Annotated in this window: 18 protein-coding genes and 5 tRNA genes; all 23 read left to right on the top strand. The window is 63.6% G+C overall.

The window, feature by feature from the left end; translation table 11 throughout:
• The first annotated feature begins 46 nt into the window (after positions 1 to 46).
• The 23 genes from DYQ94_RS07035 to rpsG all read left to right on the top strand — a co-directional run bounded on the left by DYQ94_RS07035 (position 47) and on the right by rpsG (position 22598).
• A complete protein-coding gene (locus tag DYQ94_RS07035; protein ID WP_126966977.1) occupies positions 47 to 1735 on the top strand; it encodes a tetratricopeptide repeat protein in 1689 nt (562 codons plus the stop codon).
• Positions 1732 to 2385, top strand: coding sequence for a lipoprotein insertase outer membrane protein LolB (gene lolB, locus DYQ94_RS07030; RefSeq protein WP_126966976.1), 654 nt, complete (start codon positions 1732 to 1734; stop codon positions 2383 to 2385). The genes DYQ94_RS07035 and lolB overlap by 4 nt, the downstream gene beginning before the upstream one ends.
• Positions 2367 to 3254: a 4-(cytidine 5'-diphospho)-2-C-methyl-D-erythritol kinase gene (gene ispE / locus DYQ94_RS07025; protein WP_126966975.1), complete on the top strand. Its 888-nt coding sequence runs from the start codon at positions 2367 to 2369 to the stop codon at positions 3252 to 3254. The genes lolB and ispE overlap by 19 nt, the downstream gene beginning before the upstream one ends.
• 3 nt (positions 3255 to 3257) lie before the next feature.
• Positions 3258 to 3334, top strand: a tRNA-Gln gene (locus tag DYQ94_RS07020).
• A 186-nt stretch (positions 3335 to 3520) separates the two neighbouring features.
• Positions 3521 to 4480, top strand: coding sequence for a ribose-phosphate diphosphokinase (locus DYQ94_RS07015; protein ID WP_002811729.1), 960 nt, complete (start codon positions 3521 to 3523; stop codon positions 4478 to 4480).
• 110 nt (positions 4481 to 4590) lie between these two features.
• Positions 4591 to 5226 carry a 50S ribosomal protein L25/general stress protein Ctc gene (locus DYQ94_RS07010; RefSeq protein WP_016900688.1) on the top strand — a complete coding sequence of 212 codons (636 nt, stop codon included), beginning with the start codon at positions 4591 to 4593 and terminating at the stop codon, positions 5224 to 5226.
• Between the two features lie 49 nt (positions 5227 to 5275).
• Complete coding sequence (gene pth, locus DYQ94_RS07005; protein WP_065031994.1) at positions 5276 to 5860, top strand: aminoacyl-tRNA hydrolase; 585 nt, start codon at positions 5276 to 5278, stop codon at positions 5858 to 5860.
• A 74-nt stretch (positions 5861 to 5934) separates the two neighbouring features.
• Complete coding sequence (ychF, locus tag DYQ94_RS07000) at positions 5935 to 7026, top strand: redox-regulated ATPase YchF (RefSeq protein ID WP_054591844.1); 1092 nt, start codon at positions 5935 to 5937, stop codon at positions 7024 to 7026.
• 154 nt (positions 7027 to 7180) lie between these two features.
• Positions 7181 to 7266, top strand: a tRNA-Tyr gene (locus DYQ94_RS06995).
• Between the two features lie 29 nt (positions 7267 to 7295).
• Positions 7296 to 7369: transfer RNA gene (locus DYQ94_RS06990), tRNA-Gly, on the top strand.
• A gap of 33 nt (positions 7370 to 7402) precedes the next feature.
• A tRNA-Thr gene (locus tag DYQ94_RS06985) sits at positions 7403 to 7478 on the top strand.
• A gap of 46 nt (positions 7479 to 7524) precedes the next feature.
• On the top strand, positions 7525 to 8715 hold the full coding sequence (gene tuf, locus DYQ94_RS06980; protein WP_003486726.1) for an elongation factor Tu: 1191 nt from the start codon (positions 7525 to 7527) through the stop codon (positions 8713 to 8715).
• Between the two features lie 106 nt (positions 8716 to 8821).
• Positions 8822 to 8897 (top strand) — tRNA-Trp (locus DYQ94_RS06975).
• A 49-nt stretch (positions 8898 to 8946) separates the two neighbouring features.
• A complete protein-coding gene (secE, locus tag DYQ94_RS06970; protein WP_016900684.1) occupies positions 8947 to 9357 on the top strand; it encodes a preprotein translocase subunit SecE in 411 nt (136 codons plus the stop codon).
• 13 nt (positions 9358 to 9370) lie between these two features.
• Positions 9371 to 9928, top strand: coding sequence for a transcription termination/antitermination protein NusG (nusG, locus tag DYQ94_RS06965; RefSeq protein ID WP_047128216.1), 558 nt, complete (start codon positions 9371 to 9373; stop codon positions 9926 to 9928).
• 199 nt (positions 9929 to 10127) lie between these two features.
• Positions 10128 to 10556, top strand: a complete 429-nt coding sequence (gene rplK, locus DYQ94_RS06960) for a 50S ribosomal protein L11 (protein ID WP_046345810.1) — start codon at positions 10128 to 10130, stop codon at positions 10554 to 10556.
• 3 nt (positions 10557 to 10559) lie between these two features.
• Positions 10560 to 11258 (top strand): 50S ribosomal protein L1, encoded by a 699-nt coding sequence (rplA, locus tag DYQ94_RS06955; protein WP_016900681.1) that lies wholly within the window; start codon positions 10560 to 10562, stop codon positions 11256 to 11258.
• A gap of 549 nt (positions 11259 to 11807) precedes the next feature.
• The gene (gene rplJ, locus DYQ94_RS06950; protein WP_016900680.1) at positions 11808 to 12341 is read left to right on the top strand and encodes a 50S ribosomal protein L10; all 534 of its coding nucleotides are present in this window, start codon (positions 11808 to 11810) and stop codon (positions 12339 to 12341) included.
• A gap of 54 nt (positions 12342 to 12395) precedes the next feature.
• Positions 12396 to 12761 (top strand): 50S ribosomal protein L7/L12, encoded by a 366-nt coding sequence (gene rplL, locus DYQ94_RS06945; RefSeq protein ID WP_008574194.1) that lies wholly within the window; start codon positions 12396 to 12398, stop codon positions 12759 to 12761.
• Positions 12762 to 13055: 294 nt separating this feature from the next.
• Positions 13056 to 17207, top strand: coding sequence for a DNA-directed RNA polymerase subunit beta (rpoB, locus tag DYQ94_RS06940; RefSeq protein ID WP_024938570.1), 4152 nt, complete (start codon positions 13056 to 13058; stop codon positions 17205 to 17207).
• Between the two features lie 100 nt (positions 17208 to 17307).
• A complete protein-coding gene (gene rpoC, locus DYQ94_RS06935) occupies positions 17308 to 21522 on the top strand; it encodes a DNA-directed RNA polymerase subunit beta' (RefSeq protein WP_126966317.1) in 4215 nt (1404 codons plus the stop codon).
• Between the two features lie 221 nt (positions 21523 to 21743).
• On the top strand, positions 21744 to 22118 hold the full coding sequence (gene rpsL, locus DYQ94_RS06930; RefSeq protein WP_002811712.1) for a 30S ribosomal protein S12: 375 nt from the start codon (positions 21744 to 21746) through the stop codon (positions 22116 to 22118).
• Positions 22119 to 22130: 12 nt separating this feature from the next.
• Positions 22131 to 22598 (top strand): 30S ribosomal protein S7, encoded by a 468-nt coding sequence (gene rpsG, locus DYQ94_RS06925; protein ID WP_005993356.1) that lies wholly within the window; start codon positions 22131 to 22133, stop codon positions 22596 to 22598.
• The last annotated feature ends 10 nt before the right edge of the window (positions 22599 to 22608 follow it).

Raw genomic sequence — 22608 nt, 5'->3', positions numbered from 1 at the left:
AGCTGGCGGCCATTCAGGGCCCCATTTTACGGCCCGGTTGCCCCCGATGCCTGTACCGATTCGCATCCTGTGTGTTCTTTTGCTGGTCGCAGTCTCCGCCAGCGCCACTGCAGCACCCAAGAAAGCACCGCCCGCGCCGCCGCCCGGTCGCGCCGGCGCCACCTCGCTGGAGCCGGTGCTCGCCGGCGAATTTGCCTTGCAGGCCGGGCAGTTGGACGATGCCGCCCGCGCCTACCTGGATGCCGCCAAGGCCGAGGCCGGCGACGCCGGGCTGGCCGAACGCGCCGCCCGCATCGCCATGCTGGCCAACGACGACCCGCGTGCGATCGAGGCCCTGGCGCTGTGGCGCTCACGCGCACCCTCGTCGATGTCCATGCGCAGTACCGAAGCCTCGCTGGCCTTGCGCCGCAACGACCTGCGTACCGCCCGCCGTGATCTGCTCGGCCTGCTCAAGGAGCCAGACCCGCGCGGCTGGCGCTTCGCCCTGATCGCCCTGGCCAATGGCGGGCGCGAGCCGGAAGCCTCCGCCGACGTGCTCGAGGACCTGGTCAAGGCCGGCGCCATCCCCAATCAGATCGAAGCCTGGCAGGAATTCGGCCGGCTTGCCTTGCGCATGGAGCGCCCGGCGCTGGCCAAGCGCATCGTCGACGAAGTGGTGCGCCGCTTCCCCGAAGAGCCGCGCGTGGCCTTGTTGCACGCCACCCAGCTGCAGCAGGAAGGCAAGAACGACGAAGCGCTGGCACTGCTGAAGAATGTCGAGCCGCAGGCGGTCAAGGATTCCGAGCTGCGTGGCGCGCTGGCGTTTGCCTACGACGCCATGGGGCAGACCGAAGCCGCCGCACGGGTGTTGTCGACCGGGCCGCAGGACACCCAGACCTACGGGCTGCGTGCCTCCATGCTGGCCAAGGAAAAGGATCGCACTGCGCTCGAGGCGCTGTACGGCGAGCTCAAGAGCAATGCCGCCAAGCCCGACCCTGACCGCCGCCTGCTGCTCGGCAAGATCGCCGAATTCCTCAAGCGCTACGACGAGGCGGTGGAGTGGTATCGCGGCGTGCCCGGCGGCCCGCAGCTGAGCGAGGCGCGCCTGCGCGCCGCCAGCGCCCTGTACGAGCTGGGCCGCAAGCCCGAGGCGCTCGCCGAAGCGCGCGCATTGCAGAGCGATGCCAGCGCCGACGACGACGCGCGTCGCGACGCCTATGTGCTCGAAGCCGAGCTGCACCAGCGCGCCGACGACGCAGCGGGTGAACTGGATGCCTTCGAGCGCGGCCTGGCCGCCTATCCGGACGACGGCGCGCTGCTGTACGCCCGCGGCCTGGCCTGGGAGCGCCGCGACGATGTCGCGCGTGCCGAGGCCGACCTGCGCAAGATCCTGGTGGCCGAACCGGAAAACGTGGCGGCGCTGAACGCGCTGGGCTACACCCTGGCCGACCGCACCACCCGCTACAAGGAAGCGCTGGCGCTGATCGACCGCGCCCGCACCGCCGACCCGGACAACCCGGCCATCGTCGACAGCTACGGCTGGGTGCTGTATCGCATGGGCCGCACCAAGGAAGCCCTGGTGCAGCTGCGCCGCGCCTGGGCGCTGGTCAAGGACCCGGAAATCGCCGCGCACGTGGGCGAGGTGCTGTGGGTCAGCGGCAAGCAGGACGAAGCGCGGCGCTACTTCGATGAGGCGCGGCGTCTGGATCCGGACAACCGCGCGCTGCAACGCGCCCTGGAAAAATTCGGGCTATGAGCGGGACGATCCGAACACTGGCCCTGAGCGGGCTGGTGCTGGTCGGGCTGTCGGCCTGCGTCAGCGTGCCGCGCGGGCAGGGCGGTGGCGCCGCAGTGGTCGCGCAGGTTTCCGAGGGTGCGCGGCAGGCCGAAGCCGCACGTCAGGCCTGGCTGCAGGCGCATCCGGTCTGGTCGTTCCAGGGCCGGGTGGCGATCAGCAAGGGCAGCAATGGTGGTAGCGGCCGCATCGACTGGCAGCAGGACGGTGCGCAGTATCGCGTGCAGCTCAGTGCGCCGGTAACCCGGCAGAGCTGGGTGCTCACTGGCGACACCGCCAGCGGCGCCGGACGCCTGGAAGGGCTGGACGGCGGCCCGCGCAGCGGTCCGGATGCCGAGCAGGTGCTGCTTGAAGCGACCGGGTGGACCATCCCGGTCAACCAGATGCCGGACTGGGTGCGCGCGCTGCGCATCGCCGACGCCGGTGCCGAACGCGCCGATCTGGATGCGGCCGGGCGGCCGCGTACCGTGCAGCAGGATGGCTGGACCATCGACTTTCTCGCCTGGGCGCCGGCCGGCGCCGGGCAACCCGAGCTGCCGCAGCGCATCGAAGCCCGCAACGGCGAGGCCAAGGTGCGCCTGTTGGTCGATCAATGGACGGTATCGCCCTGATGTCCGCGCTGGAGACGGGCTGGTCGGCCTGGCCTGCGCCGGCCAAGCTCAACCTGTTCCTGCAGATCGTCGGGCGCCGCGCCGATGGCTACCACCTGCTGCAGACCGTGTTCCGGCTGCTGGACTGGGGGGACACCATTCATCTTCGTGTGCGCAACGACGGCCTGATCCGGCGCATCGGCGACAGCCTGCCCGGCGTGGCGGAAGCCGATGACCTGGTCATCCGGGCCGCGCGCCTGCTGCAATCCAGCGCGGGGACGCAGGCCGGCGCCGACATCCGGGTCGACAAACGCATCCCCGCCGGCGGCGGCTTCGGCGGCGGCTCGTCGGATGCCGCCACCGTGCTGGTCGCGCTGAACGCCTTGTGGGGCCTGGGCTTGCCGGTCGACACGCTGGCCGAACTGGGGCTGCGGCTGGGTGCCGACGTGCCGGTGTTCGTGCGCGGGCACAATGCCTGGGCCGAGGGTGTCGGCGAGCGACTGTCCCCGATCGGTCTCCCGGCAGCGTCCTACGTGCTGGTCGATCCGGGAATTCACGTGCCCACCCCGGTCTTATTTCAATCACGGGAATTGACGCGGGATGCCGCGCCCGTGAAAATAGCGGACTTCGCTTCGGGTTCCCTGCTCGACAATGCGTTCGAGCCGGTCCTGCGGCGCCGTGAACCCGCCATCGAGGCAGTGTTCCAGGCGCTGTCCAGGATCGGGATGCCGCGTTTGACCGGGTCGGGGAGCGGGTGTTTCGTCGAATTCGCCACGCGCGCTGCTGCAGAGCAGGCCATGGCGCAGTTGCCGGACAACCTGAGGGCGTGGGTCGTGGAAGGTGCAGCGCACTCGCCACTGCTCGACGCGCTGGACGCGAGACAGGTTTGATGCAGGGGCGTCGCCAAGAGGCCCAAGGCACCAGGTTTTGATCCTGGCATTCGTAGGTTCGAATCCTACCGCCCCTGCCAGTTGTTGATGCAGGTCCCTCTGCAGCAGTCGTATATGCAGGTCCCCTGCAACAGCCGTATATGCAGGTCCCTCTGCAACAGCCCGCACATCCATGTGCGGGGATTCAACGAAAAGCCCGGCATTTGGTCGGCTTTGTCCAGCTCCATCATCGCCCGCACGCTCTTTGCCGCCGCCCGAGAGATCCCATGCAAGACCAACGTAACCTGCTGGTGTTCTCCGGCAATGCCAACAAGCCGCTTGCCCTGAGCATCTGCAAGGAGCTCGGCGTTCGCATGGGCAAGGCGCTGGTCACGCGCTTCTCCGATGGCGAGGTACAGGTCGAGATCGAAGAAAGCGTGCGCCGGCAGGAAGTGTTCGTGATCCAGCCGACCTGCGCGCCGAGCGCGGAAAACCTGATGGAGTTGCTGGTGCTGATCGACGCGCTCAAGCGCGCCAGCGCCGCGTCGGTGACCGCGGTCATCCCGTACTTCGGCTACTCGCGCCAGGACCGTCGCATGCGCTCCTCGCGCGTGCCGATCACTGCCAAGGTCGCCGCCAAGATGATCTGCGCAATGGAGGCCGACCGCGTGTTGACGGTCGATCTGCACGCCGACCAGATCCAGGGCTTCTTCGACGTGCCGGTCGATAACGTCTATGCCTCGCCGCTGCTGCTGGCCGACATCTGGCGCGCCTACGGCACCGACAACCTGATCGTGGTATCGCCGGACGTGGGCGGCGTGGTGCGCGCGCGCGCCGTCGCCAAGCGCCTGGACGATGCGGATCTGGCCATCATCGACAAGCGCCGTCCGCGCGCCAACGTCGCCACGGTGATGAACATCATCGGCGATGTGCAGGGCAAGACCTGCGTGCTGGTCGACGATCTGGTCGACACCGCCGGTACCCTGTGCGCCGCCGCAGCAGCGCTGAAGCAGCGCGGCGCGCTCAAGGTGGTGGCCTACATCACCCACCCGGTGCTGTCCGGCCCGGCAGTGGACAACATCAACAATTCGCAGCTCGACGAGCTGGTGGTCACCGACACGATTCCGCTGAACGAAGCTGCGCGCACCTGCGCCAAGATTCGTCAGCTGAGCGTGGCCGAACTGCTGGCCGAGACCATTCGCCGCATCGCCTTCGGCGAGTCGGTGAGTTCGCTCTACGTCGACTGATGCCGCATTCGGTGCCCGGAGTTCCGGGTGCCGGTACCACGTCTCGCCTGGTCGCGGGTGAGACGCTTCATCGCCGCGAGGCGGTATTCCAATCTAGGTAGTGAAACAACATGGCAAAGACTCACGAAATCAAGGTCGAGCGCCGCGCGAACGAGGGGAAGGGTGCGAGCCGCCGCCTACGTCACGCTGGCGTCATTCCGGCCATCGTTTACGGTGGCGAACTCGAGCCGGTCAGCATCCAGCTCAACCACGAGCAGATCTGGCTTGCCCAGCAGAACGAGTGGTTCTACTCGTCGATCCTCGACCTGAACCTCAATGGCGACGTGCAGCAGGTGCTGCTGCGTGACATGCAGCGCCATCCGTTCAAGCAGCTGATCATCCACATCGACTTCCAGCGCGTCAGCGCCAACGAGAAGCTCAGCGCCGCCGTGCCGCTGCACTTCATCAACGAAGCAGCATCGCCGGCCGGTAAGTCCAGCGAAGTGGTCGTCACCCACGAACTCAACGAAGTTCAGGTCGTCTGCCTGCCGAAGGATCTGCCGGAGTTCATCGAAGTGGACCTCGGTGCCCTGGAAGTGGGCAACGTGATCCACTTGTCCGAGATCAAGCTGCCGGCCGGTGTGGAAATTCCGGAGCTGAAGCTGGGCAAGGAGCACGACGTGGCGGTGGTTGCTGCCAAGCACGTGCGGATCGAGGAAGAAGACGCTGCCGGTGAAGAAGGCAGCGAAGGCGCCGAGACCAAGTAAGCCGTCGGCCGATCCCTCGCACTGCGCGGGATCGGCTGCGGTCACTGGCATGTCTGCACTCCGCCTGATTGTCGGACTCGGGAATCCCGGTCCGGAACACGCGCAAACCCGGCACAACGCCGGGTTTCGTTTCGTCGATGCCCTCGTCGAGCGCCATGGCGTGCGCTGGGGGCTGGACGCCAAGTTGTTCGGCGAGACCGCCAAGGTCGAGATCGCCGGGCAATCTGTCTGGCTGCTCAAGCCGGCCACCTTCATGAATCTCAGCGGCAAATCGATCACCGCCGCGTTGCGGTTCTGGAAGATCGAGCCGGAGCAACTGCTCGTTGCACACGACGAACTGGATCTTGCGCCGGGCATCGCGCGGCTCAAGTTCGATGGCGGCCACGGCGGCCAGAACGGCCTGCGCGACACCATTCGCCTGCTCGGACACGGTAAATTCCATCGCTTGCGGATCGGCATCGGCCATCCCGGCCACAAGGACCGTGTGGTGCCCTGGGTGCTGGGACGGGCAGGGCGCGACGACGACGCGGCAATCGGCGCTGCGGTGGACGCGGCCATCGATGTCCTGCCGCTGGCACTGCAAGGTAATTTCAACGAGGCGATGAAGCGCCTGCATACCAGCAGGGATGCGTGATTGGGGATTGGGGATTTGCAGCCGTGCGGCATGGCGAATCTCCAATCCCGAATCCCAAATCCCGGATGTGACCCATGGGTATCAAATGCGGCATCGTCGGCCTGCCCAACGTCGGCAAGTCGACCCTGTTCAATGCGCTGACCAAGGCGGGCATCGCTGCGGCCAATTTTCCGTTCTGCACCATCGAGCCGAACGTCGGCATCGTGCCGGTGCCGGATCCGCGCCTCAATCAACTGGCTGAGATCGTCAAGCCGCAGAAACTGATTCCGACCGCGGTTGAGTTCGTCGATATCGCCGGCCTGGTGGCGGGTGCGGCCAGCGGCGAAGGGCTGGGCAACAAGTTCCTGGCGCATATCCGCGAAGTCGACGCGATCACCCACGTGGTGCGTTGCTTTGAAAACGACGACGTCATCCATGTGAACAACAAGGTCGACCCGATCAGCGATATCGAAACCATCGATACCGAACTGGCATTGGCCGATCTGGACAGCGTGGAAAAGGCGCTCAACCGTGCCGAGCGTAGCGCTAAGGGTGGCGACAAGGATGCTGCGGCGCGCAAGCCGGTGCTGGCCAAGTTGCAGGCCGCGCTGTCCGATGGCAAGGCGGGGCGTGCAGCCGGCCTGGATGATGATGAAAAGGCGCTGGTGCGCGATCTGTTCCTGTTGACGCTCAAGCCGGTGATGTACATCGCCAACGTGCTAGAGGACGGTTTCGAGAACAATCCGCACCTGGACGCGGTGCGTCGGCATGCGTTGGCCGAAGGTGCGGAAGTTGTGCCGGTCTCGGCAGCGATCGAGGAAGAGCTGTCGCAGCTCGACGACGAGGACCGCGACACCTTCCTGGCCGACCTGGGTCTGGACGAGCCGGGTCTGAATCGCGTCATCCGTGCCGCCTACAAGCTGCTTGGCCTGCAGACCTACTTCACCGCCGGCGTCAAGGAAGTGCGTGCGTGGACGGTCAGGGCTGGCTCGACCGCGCCGCAGGCGGCGGCGGTGATCCATACCGATTTCGAGAAGGGCTTCATCCGCGCCGAGACGATCGGCTTCGACGACTTCATCAAGCACCGCGGCGAAGCCGGTGCGCGCGATGCGGGGCGCCTGCGTCTGGAAGGCAAGGAATACCGCGTGCAGGAAGGCGATGTGCTGCACTTCCGCTTCAACGTCTGACCGGTTGCGCGCGACCCCGGTGGTCGCGCGTCTTCGGCACTGACGATCTGCTCAAAATTTTTGTTGACACCGCATGCATCCGACAACAAAATAACGGGCTGCTTCACCCCGAACCGAATTCGCCTCATCGCGCACCGGTCCGGTAGTAAAAGCTGGAGGGATACCCAAGCGGCCAACGGGGGCAGACTGTAAATCTGCTGGCTTACGCCTTCGGTGGTTCGAATCCACCTCCCTCCACCAGTTTCATGTTGTGGCATGCAGTTCCCGGCGCGGGAGTAGTTCAATGGTAGAACCTCAGCCTTCCAAGCTGATGGTGCGGGTTCGATTCCCGTCTCCCGCTCCATTGAACGCAAATGCATGGCATAATACAAAACTCGCTCACGTAGCTCAGTCGGTAGAGCACCTCCTTGGTAAGGAGGAGGTCGAAGGTTCGATTCCTTTCGTGAGCACCACTACTCAATCGTCTTCAACTCCAAACGATTACCGAGACACGCACCCATGGCAAAAGCTAAATTTGAGCGCACCAAGCCGCACGTGAACGTCGGCACCATCGGTCACGTTGACCATGGCAAGACCACGTTGACAGCCGCGCTGACCAAGATCGGTGCTGAGCGTTTCGGTGGCGAGTTCAAGGCGTACGACGCGATCGACGCGGCGCCGGAAGAGAAGGCGCGCGGCATCACGATTTCGACCGCCCACGTCGAATACGAGTCCCCGACCCGTCACTACGCGCACGTCGATTGCCCCGGCCACGCCGACTACGTCAAGAACATGATCACCGGTGCGGCGCAGATGGACGGCGCGATCCTGGTGTGTTCGGCTGCTGACGGCCCGATGCCGCAGACCCGTGAGCACATCCTGCTCTCGCGTCAGGTCGGCGTGCCGCACATCGTGGTGTTCCTGAACAAGGCCGACATGGTCGACGACGCCGAGCTGCTCGAGCTGGTCGAGATGGAAGTGCGCGAGCTGCTCAGCAAGTACGACTTCCCGGGCGATGACACCCCGATCATCCACGGTTCGGCGCGTCTGGCGCTGGACGGCGACCAGAGCGACATCGGCGTGCCGGCGATCCTGAAGCTGGTCGAGGCGCTGGATTCGTTCATTCCGGAGCCGACCCGAGACGTCGATCGTCCGTTCCTGATGCCGGTCGAAGACGTGTTCTCGATCTCCGGCCGCGGCACCGTGGTGACCGGTCGTATTGAGCGCGGCATCATCAAGGTTGGCGACGAAATCGAAATCGTCGGCATCCGCGACACCCAGAAGACCACCGTCACCGGCGTGGAAATGTTCCGCAAGCTGCTGGACCAGGGCCAGGCAGGCGACAATGCCGGTCTGCTGCTGCGCGGCACCAAGCGTGACGACGTCGAGCGCGGCCAGGTGCTGTGCAAGCCGGGTTCGATCAAGCCGCACACCGAGTTCGAAGCCGAAGTCTACGTGCTGTCCAAGGATGAGGGTGGTCGTCATACCCCGTTCTTCAAGGGCTACCGTCCGCAGTTCTACTTCCGCACCACCGACATCACTGGCGCCTGCCAGCTGCCGGAAGGCGTGGAGATGGTGATGCCGGGCGACAACGTGAAGATGGTCGTGACCCTGATCAACCCGGTCGCGATGGATGAAGGTCTGCGCTTCGCCATCCGTGAAGGCGGTCGTACCGTCGGCGCCGGTGTGGTTGCCAAGATCATCAAGTAAGTGCCTGCATCCAGTCGCCTTGCGGCGGCTGGTGCCAAACGAATGGCGGGCCGGCTGAACCGCGGTCCGCCTTCGTTGTCTTAGGGTTTGCGGTAAACGAGTACATACGCCAGTAGCTCAATTGGCAGAGCAGCGGTCTCCAAAACCGCAGGTTGGGGGTTCGAGTCCCTCCTGGCGTGCCACTCCTCTTTCCGGCCCAGCGATTCGGGTCAGATCGGTAACTAGAGCCGGATGAATAGCAAAATCGAGCCTTCCAAAAGCGCGTCTGCTGCCAGCGCTGATATCGTGAAATACGTCATCTCCGCGCTCCTGGTGATCGCGGGGTTGTTTGTGTGGTTCTGGTTTTCTGCGCCCGAGCGCGCCACCCAGTTTGGTGCCTGGACGCCGCAGTTGCGTGCGCTGGCAGTGATCGTGGGGCTGGTGGCCGGCGCATTCGTGTTTTTGGGAACCGGCAAGGGCCGGGAAACCCGTGAATTCATGTCCGAATCCAGGTTCGAGTTGCGCAAGGTGGTCTGGCCGACGCGTCAGGAAGCCATCCGCACCACCTGGGTCGTGATTGTCGTTGTGATCATTCTGAGTTTGCTGTTGGGCGGCTTCGACTTTGTCATCCAGAAGCTCACGCAGTGGTTCCTGGCTCGTTGAGGAGAATCAAGCAGTGAAGCGTTGGTATGTCGTTCACGCCTATTCAGGCTTCGAAAAATCTGTTGCGCAGGCATTGCGTGACCGTATCGCCCGTGCCGAGATGGAAGACCGTTTTGGCGACGTCTTGGTGCCGACCGAAGAGGTCATCGAAATGCGTGCCGGCCAGAAGCGTCGGTCCGAGCGCAAGTTCTTCCCCGGCTACGTGCTGGTGCAGATCGAGACCCACGAAGAGGCCGGTATCCCGCGCATCGACAATGAAAGCTGGCACTTGGTGAAGGAAACTTCCAAGGTGATGGGGTTCATTGGCGGCACTGCCGACCGTCCGCTGCCGATTCGCGACGAAGAGGCCGATGCAATCCTGCAGCGTGTGCAGGACGGCGTCGAGAAGCCGCGTCCGAAGGTGCTGTTCGAGCCGGGTCAGATGGTGCGCGTCACCGATGGTCCGTTCAACGACTTCAATGGCGTTGTGGAAGAGGTCAATTACGAGAAGAGCAGGCTGCGGGTTGCCGTGCTCATCTTCGGTCGCTCCACGCCGGTCGAGCTCGAGTTCGGTCAGGTCGAGAAGGGCTGACGCCGGCCGGGCGCCGTCTAGGCGTCCGACTTGAATGCTGCTATAGTGCGCGGCTCGCTGACCTGGCGAACCGCCGGGAACCAATGGCTGCCGCATGGCAGCCATCTGCGTGTGGTCAGAAACGTGAAGCCGGGACACGTGATTTCCCGGTCCGATGGGGAGCCTGCAGTCAAGGCGCTAGCACCCGGAGAGTATCGAAATGGCAAAGAAGATAACTGCTTACATCAAGTTGCAGGTCAAGGCCGGTCAGGCCAATCCTGCGCCGCCGGTCGGCCCTGCCCTGGGTCAGCGCGGTCTGAACATCATGGAATTCTGCAAGGCGTTCAACGCAGCGACGTCCAAGCTGGAGCCAGGTCTGCCGACGCCGGTGGTCATCACCGCGTACTCCGACCGTACCTTCACCTTCATCACCAAGAGCACCCCGGCCAGCGTGCTGCTCAAGAAGGCTGCAGGCGTGAGCTCCGGCTCTAAGCGCCCCAACACCGACAAGGTGGGCAAGGTGACGCGCAAGCAGCTGGAAGAGATCGCCAAGGTCAAGGAAGCCGATCTGACGGCAGCCGAGCTGGAAGCGGCAGTGCGCACGATTGCGGGTTCTGCCCGCAGCATGGGTTTGACGGTGGAGGGCTAAGACATGGCACAGAGCAAGCGCGTTAAGGCCATTGCGGCCGCTGTCGTTCCAGGCAAGACCTATGCCTTCGAAGACGCAATCAAGATCCTGAAGACCGTGACCAAGGCCAAGTTCGTCGAGTCGATCGACGTTGCCGTGCGCCTGGGCGTTGACGCCAAGAAGTCCGACCAGCAGGTGCGCGGTTCGACCGTGCTGCCGGCCGGTACCGGCAAGAGCGTGCGCGTTGCGGTGTTCGCGCCGGCCGGTGCCAAGGCTGACGAAGCCCTGGCCGCTGGTGCCGAGGCGGTGGGCATGGACGACCTGGCCGAGAAGATGCAGGCCGGCGATCTGAGCTACGACGTGGTCATCGCCACCCCGGACGCGATGCGCGTCGTCGGTAAGCTCGGCACCCTGCTGGGCCCGCGCGGCCTGATGCCCAACCCGAAGGTCGGCACCGTGTCGGCTAATCCGGGCGAAGCGGTCAAGAATGCCAAGTCGGGTCAGGTGCGTTACCGCACCGACAAGGCCGGCATCATCCACTGCACCATCGGCAAGGCCAGCTTCGATGACGAAGCGCTGAAGTCGAACCTGCAGGCGCTGTTGCTGGACCTGATCAAGGCCAAGCCGGCCACCTCGAAGGGGACCTACCTGCAGAAGGTGTCGGTCAGTTCGACGATGGGTCCTGGCGTGACGGTCGACCAGTCCAGCCTTGCGCTGAAGTGAGTTGAGGGGTCAGGCCTGTCATGGGCCTGACCCGTCTGTGTAGTACAGCATCGTTTTTCCGGCCCGGGTCACCGTGTGCTGGGAGTCCGTTCCCTCCTTTGGGGTAACGGACATTTTGAAGGCGATCGCCGGCATGTCCGGCGGTAGCCGTCAAAGACCGCAGGCGCGGTCAGCGCAGATCGACGACGGGCATGGATGCTCGCTTTGGCAAGGAGTCGCCGTCGATGCAGCGGGATCGCTTAATCAGGTTCGCAAGAGCCGGCCGGCGTAGATGGTGTCGCCCTTCTGGAGCTTTCTGGTTTACGCGCGTCTGGGACATCCCGGATCGAGCCCACTCCAGGTCTAGAACGGCCACCAAAGGAACATCGGTCGATGTTCCCGGCTTCCAGGAAGGAGGCTGCCCTGGACCGCAACCGGCAGGAGCCGCGAGCGGAGTAGTTTGAAGCTGGGATTGGAGATTCGGCATTGGGGATTGGCAGAAGCGGCTTCATCAGCTCTGGCGAATCCCGAATCGCTAATCCCGAATCCCGGCTTTAACGGAGGAGTGCAATGGCTCTCAATCTGTCTCAGAAGCAAGAAGTAGTCGCCGAGCTGGCAGACATCGCCGCCAAGGCTCACTCCTTGATCGCCGCCGAATACGCTGGCATCACGGTCTCCCAGATGACCGCGATGCGCAAGCAGGCCCGCGAAACCGGCGTGTTCTTGAAAGTTGTCAAGAACACCCTGGCTGCGCGCGCCGTTGAAGGTACTGATTTCGCTGTCGTCGCTGACAAGCTGGTCGGTCCTTTGCTGTATGCGTTTTCGATGGAGGAGCCCGGTGCTGCCGGTCGCCTGATCAAGGAATTCGCCAAGGGCAACGACAAGTTGCAGGCCAAGGTCGTGTCCATCGGCGGGGAACTGTTCCCGGCTGGCCACGTCGACGTGTTGGCTTCGCTGCCGACCCGCGATCAGGCCCTGGCCATGCTGGCCCGCGTGCTGTCCGAACCGGCTGCCATGTTTGCCCGTGCCGTCAAGGCCGTGGGCGACAAGCAGGGTGGTGGCGACGAAGCCGCCGCGCCGGTCGCCGAGACTGCCGAAGCTTGATGTCCTAGCGTTCGCTAGAACCCCAATCCAGAAAATCATTTAAAGGTAATCACAATGTCCCTTACCAACGAACAGATCGTCGACGCCATCGCCGAGAAGTCCCTGATGGAAGTGATGGAGCTGGTCAAGGCCATCGAAGAAAAGTTCGGCGTCTCCGCCGCCGCTCCGGTCGCTGCTGCTGCAGCTGGCCCGGCTGCCGTGGTCGAAGAGCAGACCGAGTTCAACGTGGTGCTGACCAACTGCGGCGCCAACAAGGTCGGCGTCATCAAGGCCGTCCGCGCCGTGACCGGCCTGGGTCTGAAGGAAGCCAAGGATCTGACCGAAGCCGGTGGCATGCTGAAGGAAGGCGCGTCGAAGGACGAAGCCGAGAAGATCAAGAAGGAACTGACCGAAGCTGGCGCGACTGTCGAAATCAAGTAAGCAGTCCCTTGCATCGCCAGCGTTTCACGGTGATGCACTGAAGGCTGGGAGCGTAAAGCTCCCGGCCTTTGGCCGTTGATGGAAAGCCGGGATTTGAGAGGCGGAATTCGGGATTCGAAGGCAATCTTCGCGCATCCCCAATCACGCGATTCCCAATCCCCGCTTCACCGAGTTGGTAGTTGGAAGTAGCGGGAGAAGGCGTGCTGGTGCCGGCAATACCAGCGACTTCCAACTGACAATTTTGTTATTTCAGGGCCGCCGCGACGCGGCCCCCGCAGCCTAGGGTGAAGACTCATGACGTCTTATTCGTTCACCGAAAAAAAGCGTATCCGCAAGGACTTCGGCAAGCAGCGCTCGATTCTCGAAGTGCCGTTCCTGCTTGCCATCCAGGTCGATTCCTACCGCGAATTCCTGCAGGAAGACGTGGAGCCGAACAAGCGTAAGGACCTCGGTCTGCACGCGGCATTGAAGTCGGTGTTCCCGATTTCCAGCTACAGCGGCAATGCCGCGCTGGAATACGTGGGCTATAAGTTGGGTCAGCCGGTGTTTGACGAGCGTGAATGCCGTCAGCGTGGCATGAGCTATGGCGCGCCGCTGCGCGTGACCGTGCGCCTGGTGATCTACGACCGCGAGTCGTCGACCAAGGCCATCAAGTACGTGAAGGAGCAGGAGGTCTATCTGGGCGAAATCCCGCTGATGACCGACAACGGTACCTTCATCGTCAACGGCACCGAGCGCGTCATCGTCTCGCAGCTGCACCGCTCGCCGGGTGTGTTCTTCGACCACGACCGTGGCAAGACCCACAGCTCGGGCAAGCTGCTGTATAGCGCCCGCATCATTCCGTACCGCGGTTCCTGGCTGGACTTCGAGTTCGACCCGAAGGACGCGCTGTTCACCCGTATCGACCGTCGCCGCAAGCTGCCGGTGTCGATCCTGCTGCGCGCGCTCGGCTACAGCAACGAAGAGATGCTGGCCGAGTTCTTCGAGATCAATACGTTCCACATCAATCCGGACGAAGGCGTGCAGCTGGAGCTGGTGCCGGAGCGTCTGCGTGGCGAAACGCTGAACTTCGATCTGGCCGATGGCGACAAGGTCATCGTGGAAGCGGGCAAGCGCATCACCGCCCGTCACGTCAAGCAGCTCGAAGCCGCCGGCGTCGCCGCGCTGGCCGTGCCGGACGACTATCTGCTCACCCGCATCCTGTCGCACGACGTGGTCGATGGTTCCACCGGCGAACTGCTGGCCAATGCCAACGACGAGATCACCGAAGACCAGCTGGCAGCGTTCCGCAAGGCCGGCGTCGATGCGGTCGGCACCCTGTGGGTGAACGATCTGGACCGCGGTCCGTACCTGTCCAACACCCTGCGGATCGATCCGACCAAGACCCAGCTCGAAGCGCTGGTCGAGATCTATCGCATGATGCGTCCGGGCGAGCCGCCGACCAAGGAAGCCGCACAGAACCTGTTCCACAACCTGTTCTTCACCTTCGAGCGCTACGACCTGTCCACGGTCGGCCGCATGAAGTTCAACCGTCGCGTCGGCCGCAAGGACGTGCTGGGCGAGTCGGTGCTGTACGACAAGAAGTATTTTGCCGAGCGCAATGACGAAGAATCCAAGCGTCTGGTCGCCGAGCACACCGACACCTCCGACATCCTGGAAGTGATCAAGGTGCTCACCGAGATCCGCAACGGTCGCGGCGTGGTCGATGACATCGATCACCTGGGCAACCGTCGCGTGCGTTCGGTCGGCGAAATGGCCGAGAACGTGTTCCGCGTGGGCCTGGTCCGCGTCGAGCGCGCGGTCAAGGAACGCCTGTCGATGGCCGAGTCCGAGGGCCTGACCCCGCAGGAACTGATCAACGCCAAGCCGGTGGCTGCCGCGATTAAGGAATTCTTCGGTTCCTCGCAGCTGTCGCAGTTCATGGATCAGAACAACCCGCTGTCGGAAGTCACGCACAAGCGTCGCGTCTCCGCACTGGGCCCGGGCGGTCTGACCCGCGAACGCGCCGGCTTCGAAGTGCGCGACGTGCATCCGACCCATTACGGCCGCGTCTGCACCATCGAAACCCCGGAAGGCCCGAACATCGGCCTGATCAACTCGCTGGCCGTGTTCGCCCGCACCAACCAGTACGGCTTCCTCGAGACGCCGTACCGCAAGGTGCTGGACGGCAAGGTCTCCGACGACGTCGAGTACCTGTCGGCGATCGAGGAAAACGAGTACGTGATCGCCCAGGCGAACGCGCTGACCGACGCCAAGAACATGCTCACCGAGCAGTTCGTGCCGTGCCGGTTCCAGGGCGAGTCGCTGCTCAAGCCGCCGGCCGAAGTGCACTTCATGGACGTCTCGCCGATGCAGACCGTGTCGGTCGCCGCGGCGCTGGTGCCGTTCCTGGAGCACGACGACGCCAACCGCGCACTGATGGGCGCCAACATGCAGCGCCAGGCCGTGCCGACGCTGCGTTCGCAGAAGCCGTTGGTCGGTACCGGTATCGAGCGTGCGGTTGCGCGCGACTCGGGTGTGACCGTCAATGCCTTGCGTGGTGGCGTGATCGAGCAGATCGACGCGGCCCGCATCGTGGTCAAGGTCAACGAGGCAGAAATCGGCGGCGGCACCGATGCCGGCGTGGATATCTACAACCTGATCAAGTACACCCGCTCCAACCAGAACACCTGCATCAACCAACGTCCGCTGGTGAACGTGGGTGACGTGATCGCACGCGGCGACGTGCTGGCCGACGGCCCGTCCACCGACATCGGTGAGCTGGCGCTGGGTCAGAACATGCTGATCGCGTTCATGCCGTGGAACGGCTACAACTTCGAAGACTCCATCCTGCTTTCCGAGCGCGTAGTGGAAGAAGATCGTTACACCACGATCCACATCGAAGAACTGACCTGCGTTGCGCGCGACACCAAGCTGGGGCCGGAGGAAATTTCCGCCGACATCCCGAACGTGTCCGAGCAGGCCCTGAACCGTCTGGACGAGAGCGGCGTGGTGTACATCGGTGCGGAAGTGCGCGCCGGCGACATCATGGTCGGCAAGGTCACGCCGAAGGGCGAGAGCCAGCTGACGCCGGAAGAAAAGCTGCTGCGTGCGATCTTCGGTGAGAAGGCGTCCGACGTGAAGGACAGCTCGCTGCGCGTGCCCCCGGGCATGGACGGCACCGTCATCGACGTGCAGGTCTTCACCCGCGACGGCATCGAGAAGGACAAGCGTGCGCGTCAGATCGAAGAGTCCGAAATCAAGCGCGTCAAGAAGGATTTCGACGACCAGTTCCGCATCCTGGAAGCGGCCATCTACGCACGTCTGCGCTCGCAGATCGTGGGCAAGGTCGCCAACGGTGGTCCGAACCTGAAGAAGGGCGACAACGTCACCGACGCGTATCTGGACGGGCTGAAGAAGTCCGACTGGTTCCAGCTGCGCATGAAGGACGAAGACGCTGCCGATGCCATCGAGCGTGCGCAGAAGCAGATCCAGGCGCACGAAAAGGAATTCGAGGCACGCTTCGCCGACAAGCGCGGCAAGATCACCCAGGGCGACGACCTCGCACCGGGCGTGCTGAAGATGGTCAAGGTGTTCCTGGCAGTGAAGCGCCGCATCCAGCCGGGCGACAAGATGGCAGGCCGCCACGGCAACAAGGGTGTGGTCTCCAACGTCGTGCCGGTCGAGGACATGCCGTACATGGCCACCGGCGAGCCGGTCGACATCGTGCTGAACCCGCTCGGCGTGCCGTCGCGTATGAACATCGGCCAGATTCTGGAAGTGCATCTGGGCTGGGCCGCCAAGGGCCTGGGTCGCAAGATCCAGCGCATGCTGGAAGCCCAGGCCGCGGTCAGCGAACTGCGCAAGTTCCTGGACGACATCTACAACCACGACAGCGCGATCAATGCACAGCGCGTGGACCTGTCGCAGTTCAGCGATGAGGAGTTGCTCAACCTGGGCAAGAACCTGGTCGATGGCGTGCCGATGGCCACCCCGGTGTTCGACGGTGCCAGCGAAGCGGAGATCAAGCGCATGCTGGAACTGGCCGAACTGCCGCAGAGCGGTCAGACCCAGTTGTACGACGGTCGTACCGGCGAAGCGTTCGATCGCAAGACCACGGTCGGCTACATGCACTACCTGAAGTTGAACCACCTGGTCGACGACAAGATGCATGCACGCTCGACCGGTCCGTACTCGCTCGTCACCCAGCAGCCGCTGGGCGGCAAGGCGCAGTTCGGTGGTCAGCGCTTCGGTGAGATGGAAGTCTGGGCGCTGGAAGCCTACGGCGCGGCCTACACCCTGCAGGAAATGCTGACGGTGAAGTCCGACGACGTGCAGGGCCGCAACCAGATGTACAAGAACATCGTCGATGGTGAGCACGAGATGGTCGCGGGCATGCCGGAATCCTTCAACGTGTTGGTGAAGGAAATCCGCTCGCTGGCGATCAACATGGAACTGGAAGAGTGATCGAGCTGGATCCTGGCGCCGCGATGCGGCGCCGGGATCCGGAACGTACGGCCCTCGGTTTCATCTCAGCTACGAAATTCCTCCGACCCGGAGATATCAAATGAAAGACCTACTCAACCTCTTCAATCAACAGCGCCAGACGCTGGATTTCGACGCGATCAAGATCGCGCTGGCATCGCCCGACCTGATCCGTTCGTGGTCCTACGGCGAAGTGAAGAAGCCCGAAACCATCAACTACCGTACCTTCAAGCCCGAGCGTGACGGCCTGTTCTGCGCCGCCATCTTCGGACCGATCAAGGACTACGAGTGCCTGTGCGGCAAGTACAAGCGCATGAAGCACCGCGGTGTGGTCTGCGAAAAGTGCGGCACCGAAGTCACCCTGGCCAAGGTGCGTCGCGAGCGCATGGGTCACATCGACCTGGCCTCGCCGGTCGCGCACATCTGGTTCCTCAAGTCGCTGCCCTCGCGCATCGGCCTGATGCTGGACATGACCCTGCGTGACATCGAGCGCGTGCTGTACTTCGAAGCCTACGTGGTCACCGAGCCGGGCCTGACCCCGCTCGAGCGCCGCCAGCTGCTGACCGAAGAGCAGTACCTGACCGCACGCCAGGAGTACAACGACGACTTCGACGCCGCCATGGGCGCCGAGGCCGTGTACGAGCTGCTGCGCACGATCGACCTGCAGTCGGAAATGACCCGCCTGCGCGAGGAAATCGCCAGCACCGGTTCGGAAACCAAGCTCAAGCGCCTCACCAAGCGCATCAAGCTGATCGAAGCCTTCCTGGAATCGGGCAACCGTCCGGAGTGGATGGTCATGACCGTGCTGCCGGTGCTGCCGCCGGATCTGCGTCCGCTGGTGCCGCTGGATGGTGGCCGCTTCGCGACCTCGGATCTGAACGATCTGTACCGCCGCGTGATCAACCGCAACAACCGTCTGCGTCGTCTGCTCGAGCTCAATGCGCCGGACATCATCGTGCGCAACGAGAAGCGCATGCTGCAGGAATCGGTCGATGCGCTGCTGGACAACGGCCGTCGCGGCCGTGCCATCACCGGCACCAACAAGCGTCCGCTGAAGTCGCTGGCCGACATGATCAAGGGCAAGCAGGGCCGGTTCCGTCAGAACCTGCTCGGCAAGCGCGTGGACTACTCCGGCCGTTCGGTCATCACCGTCGGTCCGTACCTCAAACTGCACCAGTGCGGCCTGCCGAAGAAGATGGCGCTGGAGCTGTTCAAGCCGTTCGTGTTCGCCAAGCTGCAGCGTCGCGGCCTGGCCACCACCATCAAGGCGGCCAAGAAGCTGGTCGAGCGCGAAGAAGCCGAAGTCTGGGACATCCTGGAAGAGGTGATCCGCGAGCATCCGGTGCTGCTGAACCGTGCGCCGACCCTGCACCGTCTGGGCATCCAGGCGTTCGAACCGGTGTTGATCGAAGGCAAGGCCATCCAGCTGCATCCGCTGGTGTGTACTGCATTCAACGCCGACTTCGACGGTGACCAGATGGCCGTCCACGTGCCGCTCTCGCTGGAAGCCCAGCTGGAAGCGCGTGCGCTGATGATGTCCACCAACAACATCCTGTCGCCGGCCAACGGCGAGCCGATCATCGTGCCGTCGCAGGACGTGGTGTTGGGCCTGTACTACATGAGCCGCGCCCTGGAGAACAAGAAGGGCGAGGGCATGGTGTTCGCCAACACCAGCGAAGTGAAGCGCGCCTACGACAACCGCGTGGTGGAACTGCACGCCAAGGTCAAGGTCCGCATCACCCAGGTGGACGTGGAAGCTGACGGCAAGCGCAGCAGCGGCACCTCGATCGTGGACACCACGGTCGGTCGGGCGCTGCTGAGCGAAATCCTGCCCGAAGGCCTGCCGTTCCAGCTGGCCAACACCGAGATGACCAAGAAGAACATCTCGCGTCTGATCAACTCCAGCTATCGTCTGCTGGGCTTGAAGGACACCGTCGTGTTCGCCGACAAGCTGATGTACACCGGCTATGCCTACGCAACCCGCGCAGGTGTGTCGATCGGTATCGACGACATGCTGATCCCGGACGAGAAGAAGGGCATCCTCACCGAGGCCGAAGCCGAAGTGCTGGAAATCCAGGAGCAGTACCAGTCCGGTCTGGTCACCGCCGGCGAGCGCTACAACAAGGTCGTGGACATCTGGTCGCGTACCAGCGAGCGCATCGCCAAGGCGATGATGGACACCATCGGTACCGAGAAGGTCGAAAACGCCAAGGGCGAGACCATCGACCAGAAGTCGATGAACTCGCTGTACATCATGGCCGACTCCGGTGCGCGTGGTAGCCAGGCGCAGATCCGTCAGCTGGCCGGCATGCGCGGCCTGATGGCGCGTCCGGACGGCTCGATCATCGAGACGCCGATCAAGGCGAACTTCCGCGAAGGCCTGAACGTGCAGGAGTACTTCAACTCCACCCACGGTGCCCGTAAGGGTCTGGCCGATACCGCGCTCAAGACCGCGAACTCGGGTTATCTGACCCGTCGTCTGGTCGACGTGGCGCAGGACGTGGTGATCACCGAAGTCGATTGCGGCACCACCGAAGGGTTGATCATGACCCCGATCGTGGAAGGCGGCGACGTGGTGGAGCCGTTGAGGGAGCGCGTGCTGGGCCGTGTGGTGGCCGAGGACGTCTACCTGCCGGGCAACGACGAAGAGCCGATCGTCACCCGCAACACGCTGCTGGACGAAGCCTGGGTTGCCAAGCTGGAAGACGCCAGCGTGCAGTCGGTGAAGGTGCGTTCGACCATCAGCTGCGAGTCCTCGTTCGGCGTGTGCGCACGTTGCTACGGTCGCGATCTTGCACGCGGTCACCAGGTCAACATCGGTGAAGCGGTCGGCGTCATCGCCGCCCAGTCGATCGGCGAGCCGGGTACCCAGCTGACCATGCGTACGTTCCACATCGGTGGTGCGGCATCGCGTGCGGCGGCAGTGGACAACATCACCGTCAAGACCACCGGTTCGGTGAAGTTCAACAACCTCAAGTCGGTGGCGCACGCCAGCGGCGCGTTGGTCGCTGTCTCGCGTTCGGGCGAACTGTCCGTGCTCGACGGCCACGGCCGCGAGCGCGAGCGTTACAAGCTGCCGTACGGCGCCACCATCACCGCCAAGGACGGTGATGCGGTCAAGGCCGGACAGAGCGTGGCGAACTGGGATCCGCATAACCACCCGATCGTGTCGGAAGTGGCCGGCTTCATCCGCTTCATCGACTTCGTCGACGGCGTCACCGTCATCGAGAAGACCGACGAACTGACCGGTCTGGCCTCGCGCGAAATCACCGACCCGAAGCGTCGCGGTGCACATGCCAAGGAACTGCGCCCGATCGTGCGCATCGTCGATGGCAAGGGCAACGACCTGACGATCCCGAATACGGATCTGCCGGCCCAGTACCTGTTGCCGCCGCGCTCCATTGTCAACCTGCAGGACGGCGCCGCCGTCGGCGTGGGCGACGTGGTTGCCAAGATCCCGCAGGAAGCGTCCAAGACCCGCGACATCACCGGTGGTCTGCCGCGCGTTGCCGACCTGTTCGAAGCACGCAAGCCGAAGGATCCTGCGATCCTGGCCGAGCGCTCGGGCATCATCAGCTTCGGTAAGGACACCAAGGGCAAGCAGCGCCTGATCATCAAGGACACCGATGGGTCGGAACACGAAGAGCTGATCCCGAAGTACCGCCAGATCATCGTGTTCGAAGGCGAGCATGTGACCAAGGGCGAGACCGTGGTGGACGGCGAGCCGAGCCCGCAGGACATCCTGCGTCTGCTGGGTGTCGAGCCGCTGGCTGCGTACCTGGTCAAGGAAATCCAGGACGTGTACCGCCTGCAGGGCGTGAAGATCAACGACAAGCACATCGAGGTGATCACGCGCCAGATGCTGCGCAAGGTCGAGATCGTCGACCAGGGCACCAGCAAGTTCCTCAACGGCGAGCAGGTCGAGCGCCAGCGCGTCATCGAGGAAAATGTCCGCCTGGTCAAGCGCAACGAGCTGCCGGCCAAGTACGATCCGGTGCTGCTGGGTATCACCAAGGCCTCGCTGGCCACCGAGTCGTTCATCTCGGCGGCCTCGTTCCAGGAGACCACCCGCGTGTTGACCGAGGCTGCCGTGCGCGGCACCCGCGACAACCTGCGCGGTCTGAAGGAAAACGTGATCGTGGGTCGTCTGATCCCGGCCGGTACCGGCCTGGCGTATCACGCCGGACGTCGCAAGTCGTCGGGTCTGACCGACTCGGAAATGGAAACGCTGTCGGGCAAGCCGGCGGTGGCCGAACCGGTCGCAGCCGTGGCCGACGCTGGCGCGGACGAGGAGTAAGCGCTCCGACGGCGGTCGCAAGACCGCCGTAAGCCAAGCGAAAAGGAGGGCAGGAGGCCCTCCGTTTTCCGGCCTTGGATGGGCCAGCAGGGTTAGAATTCCGTGAAGTTGACGGAGTTTCGTCCTGCCAGCTATACTTCCCTGTCTCGGCGGGCCGTTTTTCGGCCTGCCTTTGTTTTCGTGCAAGGCCGTCTCGGCCTCTCAATCAGAAGAATCAACTGATGACGACGATCAATCAGCTGGTCCGCAAGCCTCGGCAAGCGACCACCTACAAGAGTGCCTCCCCGGCACTGGACAAGTGTCCGCAGCGCCGTGGCGTCTGCACACGCGTCTACACCACTACCCCGAAGAAGCCGAACTCGGCCCTGCGTAAGGTTGCCAAAGTGCGCCTGACGAACCAGGAAGAGGTCATCAGCTACATCGGTGGTGAAGGCCACAACCTGCAGGAGCACTCCGTGGTCCTGATTCGTGGTGGCCGCGTCAAGGATCTTCCCGGTGTGCGTTATCACACCGTCCGTGGTTCGCTGGACGCCGCCGGCGTCGCAAAGCGCCGTCAAGGTCGTTCCAAGTACGGCGCCAAGCGCCCGAAGAGCTAAGGAAACACTCCAATGTCCCGTAAAGGTTCTACTCCGCAGCGCACCGTCCTGCCTGATCCAAAGCATGGCAGCGAAACCATTGCCCGCTTCATCAATATGGTGATGCAAAGTGGCAAGAAGTCGGTTGCTGAGAAAATTGTCTATGGCGCGATGGACGTCATTGGCGAAAAGAATCCGAATGCCGTCGAGCTGGTGCAGAAAGCACTGGACAACGTGGCCCCGGCTGTCGAAGTTAAATCGCGTCGCGTCGGTGGTGCTACCTATCAGGTGCCCGTCGAAGTGCGCTCCTCCCGTCGCATGGCGCTGGCAATGCGCTGGTTGATCGACTCCGCGCGCAAGCGTGGCGAGAACACCATGCCGCGCAAGCTGGCTGCAGAACTGCTGGACGCCTCGGAAAGCCGCGGCGGCGCGATCAAGAAGCGCGAAGAGACGCACCGTATGGCGGAGGCGAACAAGGCGTTCGCACATTACCGCTGGTGACCTCGTGGGC

Origin of the sequence: Xanthomonas sp. LMG 8993, from assembly GCF_009835065.2 — a bacterium.
Classification (GTDB): Bacteria; Pseudomonadota; Gammaproteobacteria; order Xanthomonadales; family Xanthomonadaceae; genus Xanthomonas; species Xanthomonas arboricola.
Note: the sequence above shows the minus strand (reverse complement) of the source record. Positions and strands in the feature narration are given on the sequence as shown.